Origin of the sequence: Litchfieldia alkalitelluris, from assembly GCF_002153425.1 — a bacterium.
GTDB classification, from domain to species: Bacteria; Bacillota; Bacilli; order Bacillales; family Salisediminibacteriaceae; genus Evansella; species Evansella alkalicola.
This window is the reverse complement of the sequence record NZ_KZ119600.1, coordinates 4,691,335-4,708,591: the sequence shown is the minus strand read 5'-3', so window position 1 is coordinate 4,708,591 and position 17,257 is coordinate 4,691,335. Positions and strand designations below refer to the sequence as shown.

At 37.1% G+C, this 17,257-nt stretch carries 13 protein-coding genes; 8 read left to right on the top strand and 5 right to left on the bottom strand.

Annotated features, from left to right (window positions below; genetic code table 11):
* The first annotated feature begins 13 nt into the window (after window positions 1-13).
* The 5 genes from BW724_RS22220 to BW724_RS22200 all read left to right on the top strand — a co-directional run bounded on the left by BW724_RS22220 (window position 14) and on the right by BW724_RS22200 (window position 7,882).
* Window positions 14-913: an ROK family protein gene (locus BW724_RS22220; RefSeq protein ID WP_088077288.1), complete on the top strand. Its 900-nt coding sequence runs from the start codon at window positions 14-16 to the stop codon at window positions 911-913.
* Window positions 914-931: 18 nt separating this feature from the next.
* Complete coding sequence (locus BW724_RS22215) at window positions 932-1,771, top strand: MurR/RpiR family transcriptional regulator (protein ID WP_088077286.1); 840 nt, start codon at window positions 932-934, stop codon at window positions 1,769-1,771.
* 39 nt (window positions 1,772-1,810) lie between these two features.
* Window positions 1,811-2,995 (top strand): N-acetylglucosamine-6-phosphate deacetylase, encoded by a 1,185-nt coding sequence (gene nagA / locus BW724_RS22210; RefSeq protein ID WP_088077284.1) that lies wholly within the window; start codon window positions 1,811-1,813, stop codon window positions 2,993-2,995.
* On the top strand, window positions 2,986-3,720 hold the full coding sequence (gene nagB / locus BW724_RS22205) for a glucosamine-6-phosphate deaminase (RefSeq protein ID WP_088077282.1): 735 nt from the start codon (window positions 2,986-2,988) through the stop codon (window positions 3,718-3,720). The genes nagA and nagB overlap by 10 nt, the downstream gene beginning before the upstream one ends.
* Before the next feature lie 1,258 nt (window positions 3,721-4,978).
* A complete protein-coding gene (locus BW724_RS22200; RefSeq protein ID WP_088077280.1) occupies window positions 4,979-7,882 on the top strand; it encodes a glycosyl hydrolase 115 family protein in 2,904 nt (967 codons plus the stop codon).
* A 78-nt stretch (window positions 7,883-7,960) separates the two neighbouring features.
* Here the strand turns inward: BW724_RS22200 and BW724_RS22195 are convergent, their stop codons facing one another.
* Complete coding sequence (locus BW724_RS22195) at window positions 7,961-9,151, bottom strand: coenzyme F420-0:L-glutamate ligase (protein ID WP_088077278.1); 1,191 nt, start codon at window positions 9,149-9,151, stop codon at window positions 7,961-7,963.
* A gap of 127 nt (window positions 9,152-9,278) precedes the next feature.
* Between BW724_RS22195 and BW724_RS22190 the strand changes: the two genes are divergently transcribed.
* Both BW724_RS22190 and BW724_RS22185 read left to right on the top strand, forming a co-directional pair.
* Window positions 9,279-10,160: a LysR family transcriptional regulator gene (locus tag BW724_RS22190; protein ID WP_088078166.1), complete on the top strand. Its 882-nt coding sequence runs from the start codon at window positions 9,279-9,281 to the stop codon at window positions 10,158-10,160.
* Window positions 10,161-10,280: 120 nt separating this feature from the next.
* The gene (locus BW724_RS22185) at window positions 10,281-10,487 is read left to right on the top strand and encodes a hypothetical protein (RefSeq protein ID WP_235849048.1); all 207 of its coding nucleotides are present in this window, start codon (window positions 10,281-10,283) and stop codon (window positions 10,485-10,487) included.
* A 55-nt stretch (window positions 10,488-10,542) separates the two neighbouring features.
* Here the strand turns inward: BW724_RS22185 and rluF are convergent, their stop codons facing one another.
* The 3 genes from rluF to ahpC all read right to left on the bottom strand — a co-directional run bounded on the left by rluF (window position 10,543) and on the right by ahpC (window position 14,656).
* Window positions 10,543-11,250, bottom strand: a complete 708-nt coding sequence (rluF, locus tag BW724_RS22180; RefSeq protein WP_088077276.1) for a 23S rRNA pseudouridine(2604) synthase RluF — start codon at window positions 11,248-11,250, stop codon at window positions 10,543-10,545.
* Window positions 11,251-12,523: 1,273 nt separating this feature from the next.
* Window positions 12,524-14,080 carry an alkyl hydroperoxide reductase subunit F gene (ahpF, locus tag BW724_RS22175; protein ID WP_088077274.1) on the bottom strand — a complete coding sequence of 519 codons (1,557 nt, stop codon included), beginning with the start codon at window positions 14,078-14,080 and terminating at the stop codon, window positions 12,524-12,526.
* Between the two features lie 12 nt (window positions 14,081-14,092).
* Complete coding sequence (gene ahpC, locus BW724_RS22170; protein ID WP_088077272.1) at window positions 14,093-14,656, bottom strand: alkyl hydroperoxide reductase subunit C; 564 nt, start codon at window positions 14,654-14,656, stop codon at window positions 14,093-14,095.
* Between the two features lie 458 nt (window positions 14,657-15,114).
* Here ahpC and BW724_RS22165 point away from each other — a divergent pair, with 458 nt between their 5' ends.
* Window positions 15,115-16,728 carry a mannitol dehydrogenase family protein gene (locus BW724_RS22165; RefSeq protein ID WP_088077270.1) on the top strand — a complete coding sequence of 538 codons (1,614 nt, stop codon included), beginning with the start codon at window positions 15,115-15,117 and terminating at the stop codon, window positions 16,726-16,728.
* A gap of 220 nt (window positions 16,729-16,948) precedes the next feature.
* Here BW724_RS22165 and BW724_RS22160 read toward each other — a convergent pair whose 3' ends face one another.
* Window positions 16,949-17,239, bottom strand: a complete 291-nt coding sequence (locus tag BW724_RS22160) for a hypothetical protein (RefSeq protein ID WP_088077268.1) — start codon at window positions 17,237-17,239, stop codon at window positions 16,949-16,951.
* Window positions 17,240-17,257 lie beyond the last annotated feature (18 nt).

The window sequence follows — 17,257 nt, the reverse complement described above, 5'->3', positions numbered from 1 at the left end:
GAGGTGTATTTGAATGTTGATTGCAGCTTTTGATATTGGTGGAACATCTGTTAAATATGGAATTGTAAGTTCTTTGGGAGAAATATTAGAGGAAGATTCTTATCCTACGAATGCCATAATGGGAGGAAGGTATGTAGTTAACAAAGTAATTGAAAAAGCGATACAATTAAAGGGTAAATGGAATATAAAGGGTATTTCAGTTAGTAGTGCAGGACAGATTAACACTAATAAGGGACTGGTAATTTATGCTAATGACAATATACCTGGATTTACTGGGATTAATTTAATAGAAGAAATACAAAAGCATACAGGTCTATCTGTCAGAGCAGAAAATGATGTAAACTGTGCTGCAATCGGAGAATCTTGGAAAGGGAATGCCCAAGGTCTAAGTGATTTTTTATGTGTAACAATTGGAACAGGTATTGGTGGTGCTTTGTATCTAAATGGTAGTTTATATAGAGGCTCCTCTTATGCTGCTGGGGAAATTGGTCACCTTACATTATATCCTGGCGGAAAAAAATGTGCGTGTGGTAAATTAGGTTGCTTCGAGCAGTATGCATCGAGTAAGGCACTTGAATTTCTCATATCTGAAAAAATGGATAAGAAATATGGGCTAAAGGAATTCTTTCAAATTACTCGAGATGGAAATAAATTAGGTATAGAAATTTTCAATCATTGGATTAATGATATTACAACAGGACTTGCATCCGTTGTACATTTAATAAATATAGATACAATTATTATTGGCGGGGGAGTATCTTCACAAGGTGATTTTTTGTTAAAAGCCATTCAAGAGTCTTTATATGAAAAAATTATGCCTAATCATAAAAGAAAATTATATATAAAATTAGCATATAATGCTAATAAAGCCAATTTACTAGGAGCTACTAAACATTTTATTTCCAGTAAGTAAGGGGAGGAGATTTATCGTATGGTAAGTAATCAAAACAATCTAGTGAAACCATCAATTACTATGGAACAGTATAAACCTAATTTTACGAAATCAGAAAATAAAATTTACGATTATATTCAAACAAACAATCAGCAAGTGTTATACCATTCATTAACTGAATTATCAGAAGCAAGTGGTGTTGCAGAAGCAACCGTTTTACGATTTTTTCGTAAATTAGGATTTAAAGGATTTCAAGACTTTAAATTCTTGTTTGCGCAAGAGGTAACAGTTCAAGGCAGTAATGACAATGACGAAACATATATGGAAAAAATTAAAAAAAATATGGTTCAAGCGATTGAGGACTCTTACGACATTGTTGATATGGATATTTTACAACAATGTGTAGATTTAATTGAAGGTTCAAGTGATGTTGTTTTATTTGGAATAGGGTCTTCTGGTATCGCCGCATTAGATATGCAAACAAGGTTAATGCGTATTGGTAAGCAGGTTAGTGTCATAACAGACCCCCATTTTCAAACTATGCGTACGGCATCTATGAATGAAAAAACAGTTGTTATTGCAATAAGCTTAACAGGAAGTACTAAAGATGTCGTTGATAGTGTTGCATATGCCAAAGAGAAAAATGCAAGTGTAGTTGCCTTAACGAATTATGTGAAGTCACCCCTAACGAAGTATTCAGATTACGTGTTACTATCTTCAGCAAAGGAAAACCCTTTAGATAGCGGATCATTAGTATCTAAAGTGACACAGTTGTTTTTAATTGATCTTATATGCACGGGGCTAACTATTAAAAATTACGATAAAGCAGAGAAAATTAAGAGAGATGTTAGTGATAACATAGCCAGTAAGCTTTATTAATATGTTTTGTCTAAATTATAGGCAGAAAGGTTTTTGAAAATGGAACCTCAACAATCGTTGTTAGTAACCAATTTAGATATTTATACGGAAAAAGGAATAATAAAAGGTGGTACTCTATTTTTGAACCGAGGAAAGATTGAAAAGGTATACGTTGATACACCTTCTTTAATACCTGGTCATGTGAAGTTGTTGGATGGAAAGGGTTTATGTGCTGTACCAGGATTTATTGACGGTCATATTCATGGGGCAAATGGTGCTGATGTAATGGATGCCACCCCACAATCTATTGATACTATTGCAGGAGTACTACCAAGTGAAGGCACCACAAGTTTTTTAGCAACAACGATTACACAATCTACAAAGAATCTTGATAAAGCATTAACCAACCTAAAATGGTATGAGAATAAAAGGAAGCATGCTGAAATGTTAGGAATTCATTTGGAAGGACCATTTGTGGAAAAAGAAAAAGCAGGCGCTCAACCGAAACAGTATATAATCAAACCAGATTTGAAACTATTCAACAGATGGCAAGGCGTGTCGGGAAATAAAATAAAGACGATTACTGTTGCACCTGAACTTGACGTAGATGGTTCATTTTTAACTGCTTTGCATAAGTCGTCCTTAAATATATCGGCAGGTCACACAAATATTAATTATGATGATATGAAGCTTGCCGTGTCACGTGGTGTCCGGCAATTAACTCACTTGTGTAATGCCATGACTAGTATCCATCATCGTGATATTGGTGCTGTGGGTGCTGCCTTTAAAATGAAGGAATTAAGAGCAGAGATTATTGCTGATGGAATACATGTTTCAAAGGAAATGCTAGATTTAGTTTTTCATAATATAGGTAGCGATAGATTGATTTTAATAACAGATTCTATGCGTGCTAAAGGACTTTCCCCCGGAGACTATGAGCTTGGAGGACAGTTGGTGAAAGTTTCAAAAGAGCGAGCCGTTTTAGAAAATGGCATCCTTGCAGGTAGTGTTTTAAGGATGATTGATGCTGTTAAATTGATGCTAAAAATAAATAAAGTTACATTTGAGGATGTTATTAAAATGACTTCTGTAAATATTGCGAAACAACTCAATATTTTTCATAAAAAAGGAAGTATAGCTGTTGGTAAAGATGCTGATCTTTTACTTGTTGACCATGATTTTAATATCTTTTATACCATTTGTAGAGGCGAAATTGCCTATAAAGGAGGATCAAGTTGGAAATAAGAAAAGTAGAAAATTATAGTGAAATGAGCCAAACTGCTAGCACAATTATTATTAATACAATTAAACATAAGAAAAGCCCTGTACTAGGATTAGCCACTGGATCTACTCCTGAAGGGCTATATCAAGAGTTGATCCATCAATATAATAATCATGTCTTTTCGTTTAAAGATGTTACAACTTTTAACCTTGATGAATACGTCGGTTTAGGTAAAGGTAATCCTCAAAGTTATCATTATTATATGAAAGAAAAACTTTTTAAACATCTTGATATAAATATGGAGAATGTAAATATTCCAAATGGAACGGTCCAACACTTAGAAAAAGAGTGTGAAAACTACGAAAAAAGTATTAAAGAAGCTGGATACATAGATGTACAGGTACTTGGATTGGGATTGAACGGCCATATAGGTTTTAATGAACCTGGGACTCCTTTTTCCAGTAGTACTCATGTTGTAGAGTTAGACGACACTACTCGAAAAGCAAATGCTCGTTTTTTCACCTCTATGGATGAAGTTCCCCAGAAAGCGATAACAATGGGCTTAACCACGATTATGCATTCTAAAAAAATCCTTTTGCTTGTTTCAGGTGAAAATAAAGCAGAGCCGTTAGCTAGATTAATAAATGGTAATATCTCGGAAGATTTTCCTGCGTCTATGTTAAAAAAACACCCAAATGTTACAATAATTGCTGATAAATCAGCATTCGTGGCACTAAATTCAAAATGAATAAAAGGTGAAGTATATAAGGTTCAGGCATAGGATATCAAACATATTCCTATGCCTCTCTATTTGTTTGAAGATGAATAGAAAAAGAAATAATGCCAGTTTGAATATGCCTTTTTTCCATATTTGTGTTGCTTATCAGCTCAAACTAAAAGTAAAAATATGAAATAGTGCTAGTTTAATATGAAAAATCTACCCCAAGTGGATTTCATAGTCTTATTTAGAGGATTATAGGGCTGAGCTGACATTACGATTGGTTGACGAACTAGGTTCCTTTCGTTAGCATAGATATCGTGTGTATCTATGCTTTCAGTTAATGATAGATGCTTGAAGGCGGAAATTTATCGATAAGAGGTATGAATACCGACAGATTTGAAGCTAGAACACGTAAATCTGTCGATAAGAGGTTTGTATACCGACAGATTTGAAGCTCGAACACGCAAATCTGCCGATAAGAGCAATGGATACCGACAGATTTGAAGTTTGAAAACGCAAATCTGTCAATAAGAGCCAGCAATACCGACAAATTCGAAGCTAGAAAACGGAAAACTGTCAATAAGAACAAGGAATACCGGTAGATTTGAAGCTTGAAAATGGAAAACTGTCAATAAGAACAAGGAATACCGACAGATTTGAAGCTAGAAAACGCAAATCTGTCGAAAAGAGCCAGTAATACCGACAGATTCGAAGTTTGGAGACGCAAATCTGTCGATAAGGAAGAGGAATACCGACAGATTTGAAGTTTGGAGACGCAAATCTGTCGAAAAGAGCCAGGAATACCGACAGATTTGAAGTTTGGAGACGCAAATCTGTCGATAAGAGCCAGGAATACCGACAGATTTGAAGCTAGAACACGCAAATCTGTCGATAAGGAAGAGGAATACCGACAGATTTGAAGCTAGAACACGTAAATCTGTCGATAAGAGCCACCAATACCGACAGAATTGAAGCTAGAAAACGCAAATCTGTCGATAAGAGCCAGCAATACCGACAGATTTGAAGCTAGAACACAGCAATCTGTCGATAAGAGCCACCAATACCAACCCATTTACAACTTTGCTATTTAACACAGATTACATTAACAACGTTTTCATTATTTTTTAAACTCGTCTGTCTCCTCTGTAGTTGTCGTGTTTAAATAGATTTCTGAAAATGGACACACTAAGAAATAGATAAGTCATAAAAGAAATACAGGGTACATAAATGAGCGTAATAATAATTCAATGTTAATCAAATCTTCAATGAGAAAGGATGTTTTGTTTTGTTAGAATACGTAATAAATCAAACGTTGTTAAAAAATTCATCAACGACAGGTTCCTTATTTTTTCAAGAGAAGGAAGCCTTCAGCGGTGTAAATAAAATTGCCAAAAAAGTGATGCATGACCTTGAGTTGGTTTTCGGACATGCACCAGCATCTACAACTAACAGAAATAACCTAGGAAAAACAGCAGTTTTATATGGGACAGTTGGTCAAAGTCCGATACTTCAGGAGCTTGATGAGAAAAAACTAATTGACCTCTCTGAAATTAAAGGGAAAAGAGAAGTATTTTTATTCCAAGTGGTTGAAAGTCCATTTGAAGGTGTAGAGCAAGCACTTGTCATTGCAGGAAGCGATAAGCGTGGAACAATATACGGTCTATTCCACTTATCAGAGCTACTTAATGTATCTCCTTTGGTGGATTGGGCAGGCGTGAAGCCACAACGAAGGGAATCCTTTTCCTTAAGTGGAGACATGAAATATGTTTCTAAAGAGCCATCTGTACGCTACCGTGGTTTCTTTATCAATGATGAGTGGCCAGCATTTGGAAACTGGACGATGAAGAGGTTCGGTGGCTTTAATGCGCAAATGTATGAGCATATTTTTGAGTTGCTTCTTAGAATGAAAGGTAATTACATGTGGCCTGCTATGTGGTCAGCTCGATTTTTTGACGAGGGACCAGGCTTAGGGAATGCTGAGCTAGCAGATGAGTATGGTGTAGTTATGGGAGCTTCTCACCACGAGCCTTGCTTACGCTATGGTGAGGAGTACCGTTATTTACGCGGAGAAGATTCTAAATACGGAGATGCTTGGAACTTCATCTCTAATAAAGAAGGAATTACAAAGTTTTGGGAAGATGGTCTGAAGCGCGGTGGTAAGTTCGAGAATGTGATTACTGTCGGTATGCGTGGAGAACAAGACACGTCCATTATGGGGAAAGACGCTACACTTGCGGATAATATCCAACTATTGCGTGAAGTATTGCAGACACAAAACAAGTTGATCGAAGAAAATGTAAATTCTAACCTTTCAGAAGTGCCAAGAATGCTTGCTTTATATAAAGAGGTGGAACCATTTTTTTACGGAGATGAGAATACGGAAGGGCTCATGAATTCCGAAGAGCTAGAAGATGTTATCCTTATGCTCTGTGATGATAACCATGGAAACCTACGCACACTTCCAACTAAAGAAATGCGTAATCATTCAGGTGGTTATGGTATGTATTATCACTTTGATTATCATGGTGGGCCAATCTCTTATGAATGGGTAAATAGCTCTTACCTTCCAAAGGTTTGGGAGCAAATGAGTCAGGCTTACGATTTCGGTGTTAGAGACCTCTGGATCGTTAACGTTGGTGATGTTGCAACGCAGGAATTCCCATTATCTTATTTCCTAGATTTAGCTTATGATTTTGAAAAATGGGGTACGAATGCTTTAAACAAAACAGATGATTATACGAAGCAATGGATTAAAAAGCAATTTGGCGCCGTGTTCCAAGAAGGTGATATGGAGAAAATGTTTGACCTCATAAATGGTTATACAAAGATCGCCCATAGTCGTAGACCAGAGCATATGAATGTAAATGTATATCACCCAGTAAATTATAAAGAAACAGACAATTTGTTAAAGCAAATTGACAACCTTTTAAATACAGCAGATGAGTTATATAACAGTGTTGCCACTGAAAACTTACCAGAGTACTTTGCCTTAGTTTATTATCCAGCTGTCGGAAATCTCAATCTACAAAAGCTTTGGTTATTAGCTGGAAAAAACCATTATGCTGCTAAGCTTGGCAAAATGGAAGCTAACAAACTTACTGAACAAATGAAAGAGTGTCTGATCAGAGATAGGGAGTTAGTCGATCATTATCATACGATAGAAGATGGTAAATGGTATGGAATGGGACTTTCAGAGCATATCGGTTTTGTTCATTGGAACGAAGACGAATGTCAGAATCCAATTCTAATGAACGTGATGCCAGCTAATAAGCCAAGGTTGGTCGTTACGATTGATGGAACGGAGCAAAAAAGTGAAGGTAGCCCATGGCACAAAAATAAGCTATTCCTAGATGACTTTTTACAGCCAAATGTTGAGGAAGCGTCATTTACAATTTCAAGCATCAGTGACCTTGAAGCTGATTATAAGATCACAAGCAATCAGCCATGGCTTACATGTTCGAAAACGAGTGGTAGCCTAGATGGGTTGGAAAAAGCAGAGGAAGTTATTCAATTAAAGGTTGACCGCAGTGCCATGAATGGAGAAACAGAAGGCAGTATTGAAGTGGAAACACCAGTTGGTAAAGTCACGATTATCGTAAATGCCAAGCCAGTGGACGTAAGTGGTCTTTCTGAAATGACCTTTGTTGATACAAATGGATATATTTCCATTGAAGCCGAGCACTTTGCGTCAAAACAAGAAGCATCAGGGAATAATACTAATGTGAGTAGGTTTGAAGTACTTGAGGGATATGGGAAAACATTATCTGCCGTAAAAGCATTCCCAACAACAGAATTTTTTACTGTCGGTGAAGATGCACCTTACGTTGAATATCAATTCGTCGTACAAAAAGCTGGTACTTATGAGGTTGATTTCTATATGCAACCATCTAACCCAGTGACGAAAGAAAATAAAATTTTCTGTGGCCTCCAAGTAAATGAGGAAGATGTTAACATCGTGAATACACTTCCTGAAGGATATCGTGTCGACGGGGAGTATTGGGAAGTAGGCGTTCTTGATAACATTCGCACACATACTAGTAAAATAAATTGCAAAGAAGGCTTAAATACATTAAGAATCTATGCAGTGAGCCCAGGCTTTGTTTTAGAAAAACTCGTAATTTATCCTGAAGGCAAGAAACCTGCTGATAGTTACCTTGGCCCAACAGAAACATATTATGTAGGAAAATAATTTTACAAAAAATAAAAACTCACTCAGTAGGAAGTTCATAAACTTCGAGTCACTGAGTGAGTTTTTTCGTCCGAATTTCTATTTCGTATAATTATCGAAATAGCCTTGAATATAAATGACTGGTGTTCCTTTATCTCCACTACCAGAGGTTAAGTCAGAAAGGGATCCGATTAGATCAGTTAGTTTTCTTGGAGTTGTTCCTTGCGCTTCCATAGCTCCCACAAGATCCTCGTCCTTATTTTCAATATAGTTTGAAATAGCCTTTTGTAACTCTTCCCCTTTTAAATCAGCAAAGTTATTATCAGCAAGATACTTAAGTTTTACTTCATTAGGCGTTCCTTCAAGACCTTTTGTGTATGCTGGAGAAACTACTGGATCTGCTAACTCCCAAATCTTCCCTACTGGATCCTTAAAGGCACCATCACCATAAACCATCACTTCTACATTTTTACCAGTTTTCCCTTTAAGCTTTTCCTGAATGGCATCAACGATAGGCTGGCAATTGTTAGGAAACAACTTTACTGTTTCTTCCGTTGATTTATTTGAACCGAGAAGGCCATACTCTTCATTAAACCCACTACCGTCAATGGAACTGGATAAAATATCGTCTAAGGTATAAACTTTTTCTGCACCATTCGCCTCTAATATCCTTTTTGTTCGCGCTCTCGTATGGATATCACAAGCAAGAACTTGCTTCGTATACTCAAGAATAGACTTCGGGTGATTAGAGAAAATAACTTCACACTCTACTCCAACCTCTTCCACAATGCCTTTGTAAAAATCAATATAGTCTACACCTGTAAAAGTGTGCTTATTGTATCCAAAATGCTCCCTAAACTGTGCTTCTGTTAAAACATCTGTCCAAGGATTCACACCTTTTTCATCAAGAAGGTCAAGGTCCACAAGGTGGTTACCAACTTCATCGGAAGGATAGCTTAGCATGATAACAACCTTTTTCGCACCCTTAGCAATACCGCGAAGTAATACGGAAAAACGATTACGACTTAAGATTGGAAAAATAACGCCAACTGTATCTTCACCAAATTTTGATTGAACATCTTTCGCAATATGATCGACTGTCGCATAATTACCTTGTGCACGAGCAACGACTGATTCTGTAATTGTAACGATATCTTTGTCTTGAATGTTGAAGCCTTCTACTTCAGAAGCCTTTAACACACTATCAACAACGATATCTTCTATTTGATCTCCCTTATTAATAATTGGGGTACGTAAACCTCTAACAACAGTTCCAACGACTCTTTCCACTAAAATCGCTCCTTAATGTATAACTTTGTTTTTGCAAAGTTATTATATGATATTTTAACTATACAACAGGCCATAAATATAAGTAAAATTAATATAAGTAATGATAGATATAAGGAGTAATTATATGATGATTAGCAAACTTGATTTGTATAGAATATTTTTGACAGTAGAAAAAAATCAAAGTTTTTCTAAAGCAGCAAAAAGTCTTTACATGACTCAGCCAGCTGTAAGTCAAGCCATTATGCAGCTAGAAAAAGAACTAGATACACGACTATTTAACCGAACTCCTAAAGGGGTAACCTTAACGGATGAAGGCAGTCTTCTGTATGAGTATGTTCACTCGGCCATTAATTTACTCAGCACAGGGGAAGAGAAGATATTGGAATTTAAGAATTTAACTACTGGTGAGTTAAAAATTGGTGTTGGTGACACTATTTCTAAGTACTTTCTACTACCTTTTTTAGAAAAGTTTTATAAAAACTATCCAAATATTAAATTTAAAATTGTTAATGGAACTACGATAGAGTTATGTGCCTTATTAAAGTCTGGTGAAGTGGATATCGCAGTATGTAATTTACCGGTCATGGATCAAGCGTTGGAAGTAATTCCAAGCAGAGCAGTCCACGATGTGTTTGTTTGTGGGGAAAAATATAAGCGGATTCTATCCAAGCCAGTGAGTTTTCAAGAATTGATGAAAATGCCATTAATTTTTCTTGAGCCTAATTCCAATTCAAGAAGGTATGTAGAGGACTTCCTCTTAACGAAAGGCATTAAACTTTCTCCAGAGTTTGAAATAGGTTCCTATGACTTACTACTAGAGTTTGCAAAAATTAATTTAGGAATCGCATGTGTGATCAAAGAATTCTCCCAGGATTATTTAAACAATGGATTAGTGTATGAAGTGCCATTGCTCGAAGCAATACCAGAAAGGCACATAGGTGTCTGCTACTTGAAAACTGTCCCCCTATCTCCTGCATCAACCAAATTTGTAGAAATTATAGTGAAGTAAAGTGTATTTTGGTGTGGATTTTATCCCGTGAGAGAAGTGAATGGGTTTTTATGTTAAACTAAACACTATAAATAAACAGAATAAACTGACTTTTTTAGGGGCGAGTGGTGGATTTCTATATTGTTATTTGGAATGGTCCATCTTGCAATAGCTAATTATGTTCCAAACATGGGAGGGGTGAGCACCCCACCAGGGAAATTCGGAACTGTTCGTGCTGATACAATGGTTAACGTACCTTACTTTTTGAGTATTATTCTTATGATATTCGTATTGATACTCTTATTTTTAAAAGAATTAAAGGCTTTATTAAACAAGCTATACAGTTAATTTGTTAAGTAGAAGAATAAGATGTTGCACGCGCCCTGTGATGATGTGGACTAAGTTACCAAGCCTTTGGTTCGTAATTAAGGTCCTTAAATAATTGATTGCGTTCCTTCTTTGTTAAATCTCTCCATTGTCCTGGAGCAAGATTTCCTAAATGAATATTCATAATCCGAGTTCTTTGTAAGCGAAGTACTTGATAGTCGAACACAGCACACATTCGGCGAATTTGTCGGTTTAATCCTTGTCTTAAAATAATTTTAAATACGTATTTAGATAGCTTTTCTACTTCACATGGAAGGGTTTTTGTTCCTAGTATTTCAACGCCTTGTGACATTCCCTTAAGGAATTCAGCCGTCACAGGCTTGTCTACAGTAACGATGTATTCCTTTTCATGCTTATTTTCTGCACGCAATATTTCATTAACGATGTCCCCATCATTCGTCATAAGTATCAAGCCATCAGAATCCTTATCAAGCCGGCCAATATGAAAGATTCTCTGTGGGTGGTTCACCAAATCAACGACATTTCCTTTTACTTTCTTTTCCGTTGTACTTGTAATGCCAACTGGTTTATTTAATGCGATATAGACAAGATCCCTTGCTACTCGTATAAGTTCCCCATTCACATATACTTCATCCCCAGGTTCAACCTGACTCCCAATTTCAGCGCGTTTCCCATTAATGGTAACTTTTCCTTCTTCTATTAATTTGTCTGCACCACGACGTGAAGTTTTCCCTGATGAGCTAATAAATTTATTAATTCGCATATGATCACTATCCTTAGTTCTTTTATGGTAACTATATACTACATGAATTTTTTGGTGGATTCAAAATCTAACTGCGCTGTGGTCCATCTTACAGCTTACAATAGGCGCTGTTAGTACGCGTATTTGATTTTTGATTTGATTTGTAGAATGGGCAAGCTTGAAAGCTACGATGAACAAGAACTAGTCCCCTTTATGTAAAAAACTGTTTGAAGCATGGTAATAACGACTGTTTTTAAGTTTGGGCGGAGAAAACGGTCGATAAAGAGGGTTCATACCGACAGTTTAGGAGTTTTGTCAAAGCAAACGGTCGATAAAGGGAGTTGATACTGACCGTTTAGAAGTTTTGTCAAAGTAAACGGTCGATAAAGGGGGTTGATACCGACCGTTTTTAATTTTGGGCAGAGAAAACAGTCGATAAAGCGAGTTCATACCGACAGTTTAGAAGTTTTGTCAGAGAAAACGGTCGATAAAGTGGGTTCATACCGACTATTTTTAATTTTGAGCGGATAAAACAGTCGATAAAGTGGGTTCATACCGACAGTTTAGAAGTTTAAGCAGAGCAAACGGTCGATAAAGTGGGATCATACCGACCGTTTTTAAGTTTGGGCGGAGCAAACGGTCGATAAAGCAGGTTCATACCGGCAGATTAGAAGTTTTATCAGATCAAACGGTCGATAAAGGGGGTTTATACCGACAGTTTAGAAGTTTTGTCAAAGCAAACGGTCGATAAAGCAGATTCATACCGACCGTTTAGAAGTTTTATCAAAGTAAACGGTCGATAAAGCAGGTTCATACCGACCGTTTAGAAGCTTAAGCAGAGCAAACAGTCGATAAAGAGGGTTCATACCGACCGTTTAGAAGTTTGGGCGGAGCAAACGGTCGATAAAGGGAGTTGATACCGACCGTTTAGAAGTTTTATCAAAGCAAACGGTCGATAAAGCAGGTTCATACCGACAGTTTAGAAGTTTAAGCAGAGCAAACGGTCGATAAAGGGAGTTGATACCGACAGTTTAGAAGTTTAAGCAGAGCAAACGGTCGATAAAGCGGGTTCGAACAAAAACAAGTTTTAATTACCTTATCCACGAGTTTTAAAAAAATGAGAGCTTTTAAAACAAAACAAATATTAGCTTTTTTACAAAACACCACTTCATACAGCAACACCACTAAAAAATACCCCAAACAAAAAAACACAAAACCGAGAATCCTTCCCCGGTTTTGTGCTGAATATTATGCAAGTCGCCATGCCTATGCTTTTCACATGCTATTGCTATGCCTATTTCGCAGCTACTGTTTCTTCTGTTGTGTGGCGAATGAGATAGTCGAATGCACCTAGTGAAGCTGTAGCTCCAGATCCCATAGAAATAATGATTTGTTTATATGCACTATTTGTACAGTCTCCAGCAGCGAATACTCCAGGAACATCTGTCGCACCGTGGGAATCAACTACAATTTCACCGAAGCGGTTACGCTCGATTACACCGTCTAACCATTCAGTATTTGGTACTAGACCAATTTGAACGAATACACCAGCTAGTTTAACATGGTGTTCCTCTTTTGTTTCACGATCGATGTAAGTAATACCGTTTACTTTGTCATCGCCTGTGATTTCTTTTGTTTGTGCATTTTTAACGACAGTAACGTTTGGTAAGCTGTATAAACGATCTTGAAGGACTTCATCAGCCTTCAATTCAGGCATGAACTCAAGCACTGTTACGTGATTCACAATTCCTGCCAGATCAATAGCAGCTTCAATACCAGAGTTACCGCCACCAATTACTGCAACATCTCTTCCTTCGAATAAAGGACCATCACAGTGTGGGCAGTATGCTACACCTTTATTTTTGAACTCTTGTTCACCAGGAACACCGACATTACGCCAGCGAGCACCTGTTGAGATAATGACACTCTTACTTTTTAGCAAAGCGCCGTTTTCAAGTTCAATTTCAACATAATCCTTTTTCTCAAGACGCTTAGCACGTTGAAGATTCATGACATCAATATCATACTCTTTTACATGCTCTTCAAGGCTTGCAGCTAACTTAGGACCTTCAGTGTACTTTTGGCTAATAAAGTTTTCGATGCTTAAAGTGTCCATAATTTGGCCACCGAAGCGTTCAGCGACAATCCCTGTTCTGATCCCTTTACGTGCTGCATAAATTGCTGCACTGGCACCAGCAGGACCACCTCCTACTACTAAAACATCGAATGGATCCTTTTCAGAAAGCTCTGATGCATCTGCTCCACCAGAAATTTCAGCTAAGATTTCTTCAAGAGTTTTTCTTCCACTACTAAACGGCTCTCCGTTTAAAAACACAGTTGGAACAGCCATCACGTCTTTAGCTTCGACTTCCTCTTTAAATGCACCACCATCAATCATCGTATGGGAAATGCCAGGGTTCACAACACTCATTAAGTTCAGAGCTTGTACAACGTCTGGACAGTTATGACAGCTTAAGCTGATATACGATTCAAAATGGTAGTTGCCTTCAATGCTTTTAATCTGATCGATCACACTTTGCTCCACTTTTGGAGGTCTACCACTTACTTGTAAAAGTGCCAAAACTAGTGATGTAAATTCGTGTCCTAAAGGAATTCCAGCGAAAGTTACACCAGTATCTTCCCCAATACGATTTACGCTAAAGCTAGGTGTTCTCTCGAGATTTGCTTTCTCAAAAGAAATTTTTGAAGACATGGAAGCAAGCTCATTCACAAGCTCAAGCATGTCTTGTGAAACTTTATCTTCACCAACACTTACTTTAAGAAGGATTTCCCCTTCCATAAGTTGCAAGTATTGATCCAATTGTGCTTTTATCTCTTTATCAAGTACCATTTAACGCACTCCTTAGATTTTACCTACTAGATCTAGGCTTGGCTTAAGTGTTTCTCCGCCTTCTTCCCATTTAGCTGGGCAAACTTCACCTGGATTGTTACGTACATATTGTGCAGCTTTAATTTTGTTTACTAATGTACTTGCATCACGGCCAATGCCTCCTGCATTAATTTCAGCAGCTTGTACTACACCATCTGGATCGATAATGAATGTACCGCGATCAGCAAGACCAGACTCTTCATCTAAAACATCGAAGTTACGTGTTAGTGTTTGTGATGGGTCACCGATCATTGCATAAGTAATTTTTCCAATTGTTTCTGAGCTGTCGTGCCAGCCTTTATGTGTGAAATGAGTATCAGTAGATGCAGAGTAAACTTCTACACCAAGCTCTTTTAAAGTTGCATACTCATTTTGTAGATCTTCAAGTTCTGTAGGACATACGAAAGTGAAGTCAGCAGGATAGAAGCAAAGAACGCTCCATTGACCTTTAAAGCTTTCTTCAGAAACCTCGATAAACTCTCCATTTTTGAATGCTTGTGCTTTGAATGGTTGTACTTCAGTACCAATGATTGACATAATAAAACTCCTCCTAAAATAATGTTCTTTTATGAAATACCTTTTCAGTATAAGCAAAAACTGAAAAGTTATTTATGATAATAATTCTAATTCGATACTCATTATCGTATAGTGTCGATTCTTTGTCAAGAGAAACGAATTGTGTCGCTAATGTGAAAAGGTTTACATTGAATTTAGAGTATTTTAGCCACTTAATAACGTTTGAATTGTTTGCTGTTACCATTGTTGCCTGTTTTACAAAGAAAAAAACATATATTCTAAGTATTTTCATTTCTCAATTGACTTTTCATATTCTCAACAACAGATCCGCAACATGATTTGAATTGAGGGACTTGTTAAAACAGTTACAATATTTTTTTCCGTTATATGCTTTTTTAAGATATAATATAAGGATGTAAACGGTTAATTAAATCGTACAGAAATGTATGAAATTAGTTTGAGAAGAAAGGTTGGAAACTATGTTACGTTTAACGAAAGAAGGCATAACCAAAGATACAGCTGCTTGGGAAAAAGCAGGGGTTGAGCTACCACAGTTTAATGTAGAAGAAGTTCAACAAAATACAAAGGAAAACCCTGAATGGGTACATTTTGGTGCTGGTAATATCTTTAGGGGGTTCGTAGCAAATGCACATCAAAAGTTACTGAATGAAAAACATGCTAACACTGGTATCGTTGCTGCTGAAACTTTTGATTTTGAAATGATTGACAAGGTGTATGAGCCTTATGATAATTTAACATTGCTAGTTACAATGAAAGCGAATGGCGAATTTGAAAAAACGGTAGTAAACAGTATTGTAGAAGGGATTACAGCTGACCAAAACCGTCCAGCACATGTTAATCGCCTAGTAGAGATCTTTGAAAATCCTAGTCTTCAAATGGCAAGCTTTACAATTACTGAAAAAGGGTATTCTTTAACAGACCCAACAGGCAAATACTTAGGAATCGTAGAAAAGGATATTGAAAATGGACCAGAAAGTCCAATTCATGCCATGAGTGTTGTGACAGGTCTCGCTTATCGCAGATATAAAAAAGGACAATATCCAATGACATTTGTGAGCATGGATAACTGTTCACATAATGGAGATATCCTTAAAAAATCCGTGTTAACAATGGCGAAGGAATGGCAGAAACAAGGATTTGTTGAAGAAGGCTTTGTTTCATATCTAGAGGATGAAAGTAAGATTACTTTCCCATTATCTATGATTGATAAAATCACACCTCGCCCTTCTGAGACGGTCAAAAAATCCTTGGAAGAACTAGGCATTGAGGATATGGAAGTCATCGTTACTTCTAAAAACACATATACAGCACCGTTTGTAAACGCTGAGGTGAGTGAATACCTCGTTATTGAGGACAAGTTTACAAATGGAAAACCAGCTCTAGATAAAGCAGGAATCATTTTTACAGATAGAGACACTGTTAATAACATTGAAACAATGAAAGTAACAACTTGTCTAAACCCACTTCACACTGCTCTGGCAGTATCTGGTTGCCTACTTGGATACACGCTGATAGCAGATGAGATGAAGGACCCAACCTTAAAGAAACTCGTTGAAAAAATCGGTTATGATGAGGGTCTTGAGGTAGTAGTTGATCCAGGTATTATTAACCCGAAAGAATTTTTAGACGAAGTAGTAAACGAGCGCTTTGCTAACCCATACATTCCAGATGCACCACAGCGAATTGCTACTGACACTTCACAAAAAGTAGGAATCCGTTTCGGGGAGACAATTAAATCTTATGTGAAGCGTGAAGATTTAAACCCAGAATCATTAACTGCGATTCCATTGGCGATTGCCACTTGGTGCCGATATCTTCTAGGTGTGGACGATGAAGGAAATGAATTCACATTGAGCCCAGACCCATTACTTGAGACTTTACAAGCTTCTTTAGAAGGGGTAAAACTAGGAGATACAAGTTCGAACGTGAAAGATATCTTATCTAGAGAGTCTATTTTCGGTGGAGTGAACCTTTACGAAATCGGCTTGGGTGAAAAAATTGAAGGCATGTTCTACGAAATGCTTGCGGGCCCAGGTGCAGTACGTAAAACACTCGAAAAGTACGTAGGCTAAAACTATAAATAAGAGGCTAGGACAAAAGCAGTTCAATGTCCTAGCCTATTCTATTCGTTTTTTAGCCTTTGTTATTGTACGAAAAACAAGTTCATAAAAATGAACATTTTCTGCAAAATGCGGAGGAACACCTTTATATTTACTTACACGTGTAGGCGTTGTAGCTAACCGTTCCTTCGCTTCCATGGAAATATCTTTGGTAAATGTTTTATAAAACAAATCAATCCAATAAAAGCGCCGAAAATCTTTTTACTGCATTATTCAATTTGTCGATTTCATCGCAAAGTTCATTGACATTTTTCTTTGTTTCTTCGATGCTGGCATTTTTTAATAACTCCCAAAGTGCGTTCGAAATTTCCTCTAGTTCTTTTTCCAATAATGAAAGAATGAATTCTTCTCCTCTTCTTATTGATCTGGTTTCATCGGAAACAAGTTCATTCAATACCATTGTCGCTTCGTAATTTTTCTCAGCACGTGCAGACTCAAGATGAAACTCCATTTTTATTGACACACAGCAACGACTCCTCGT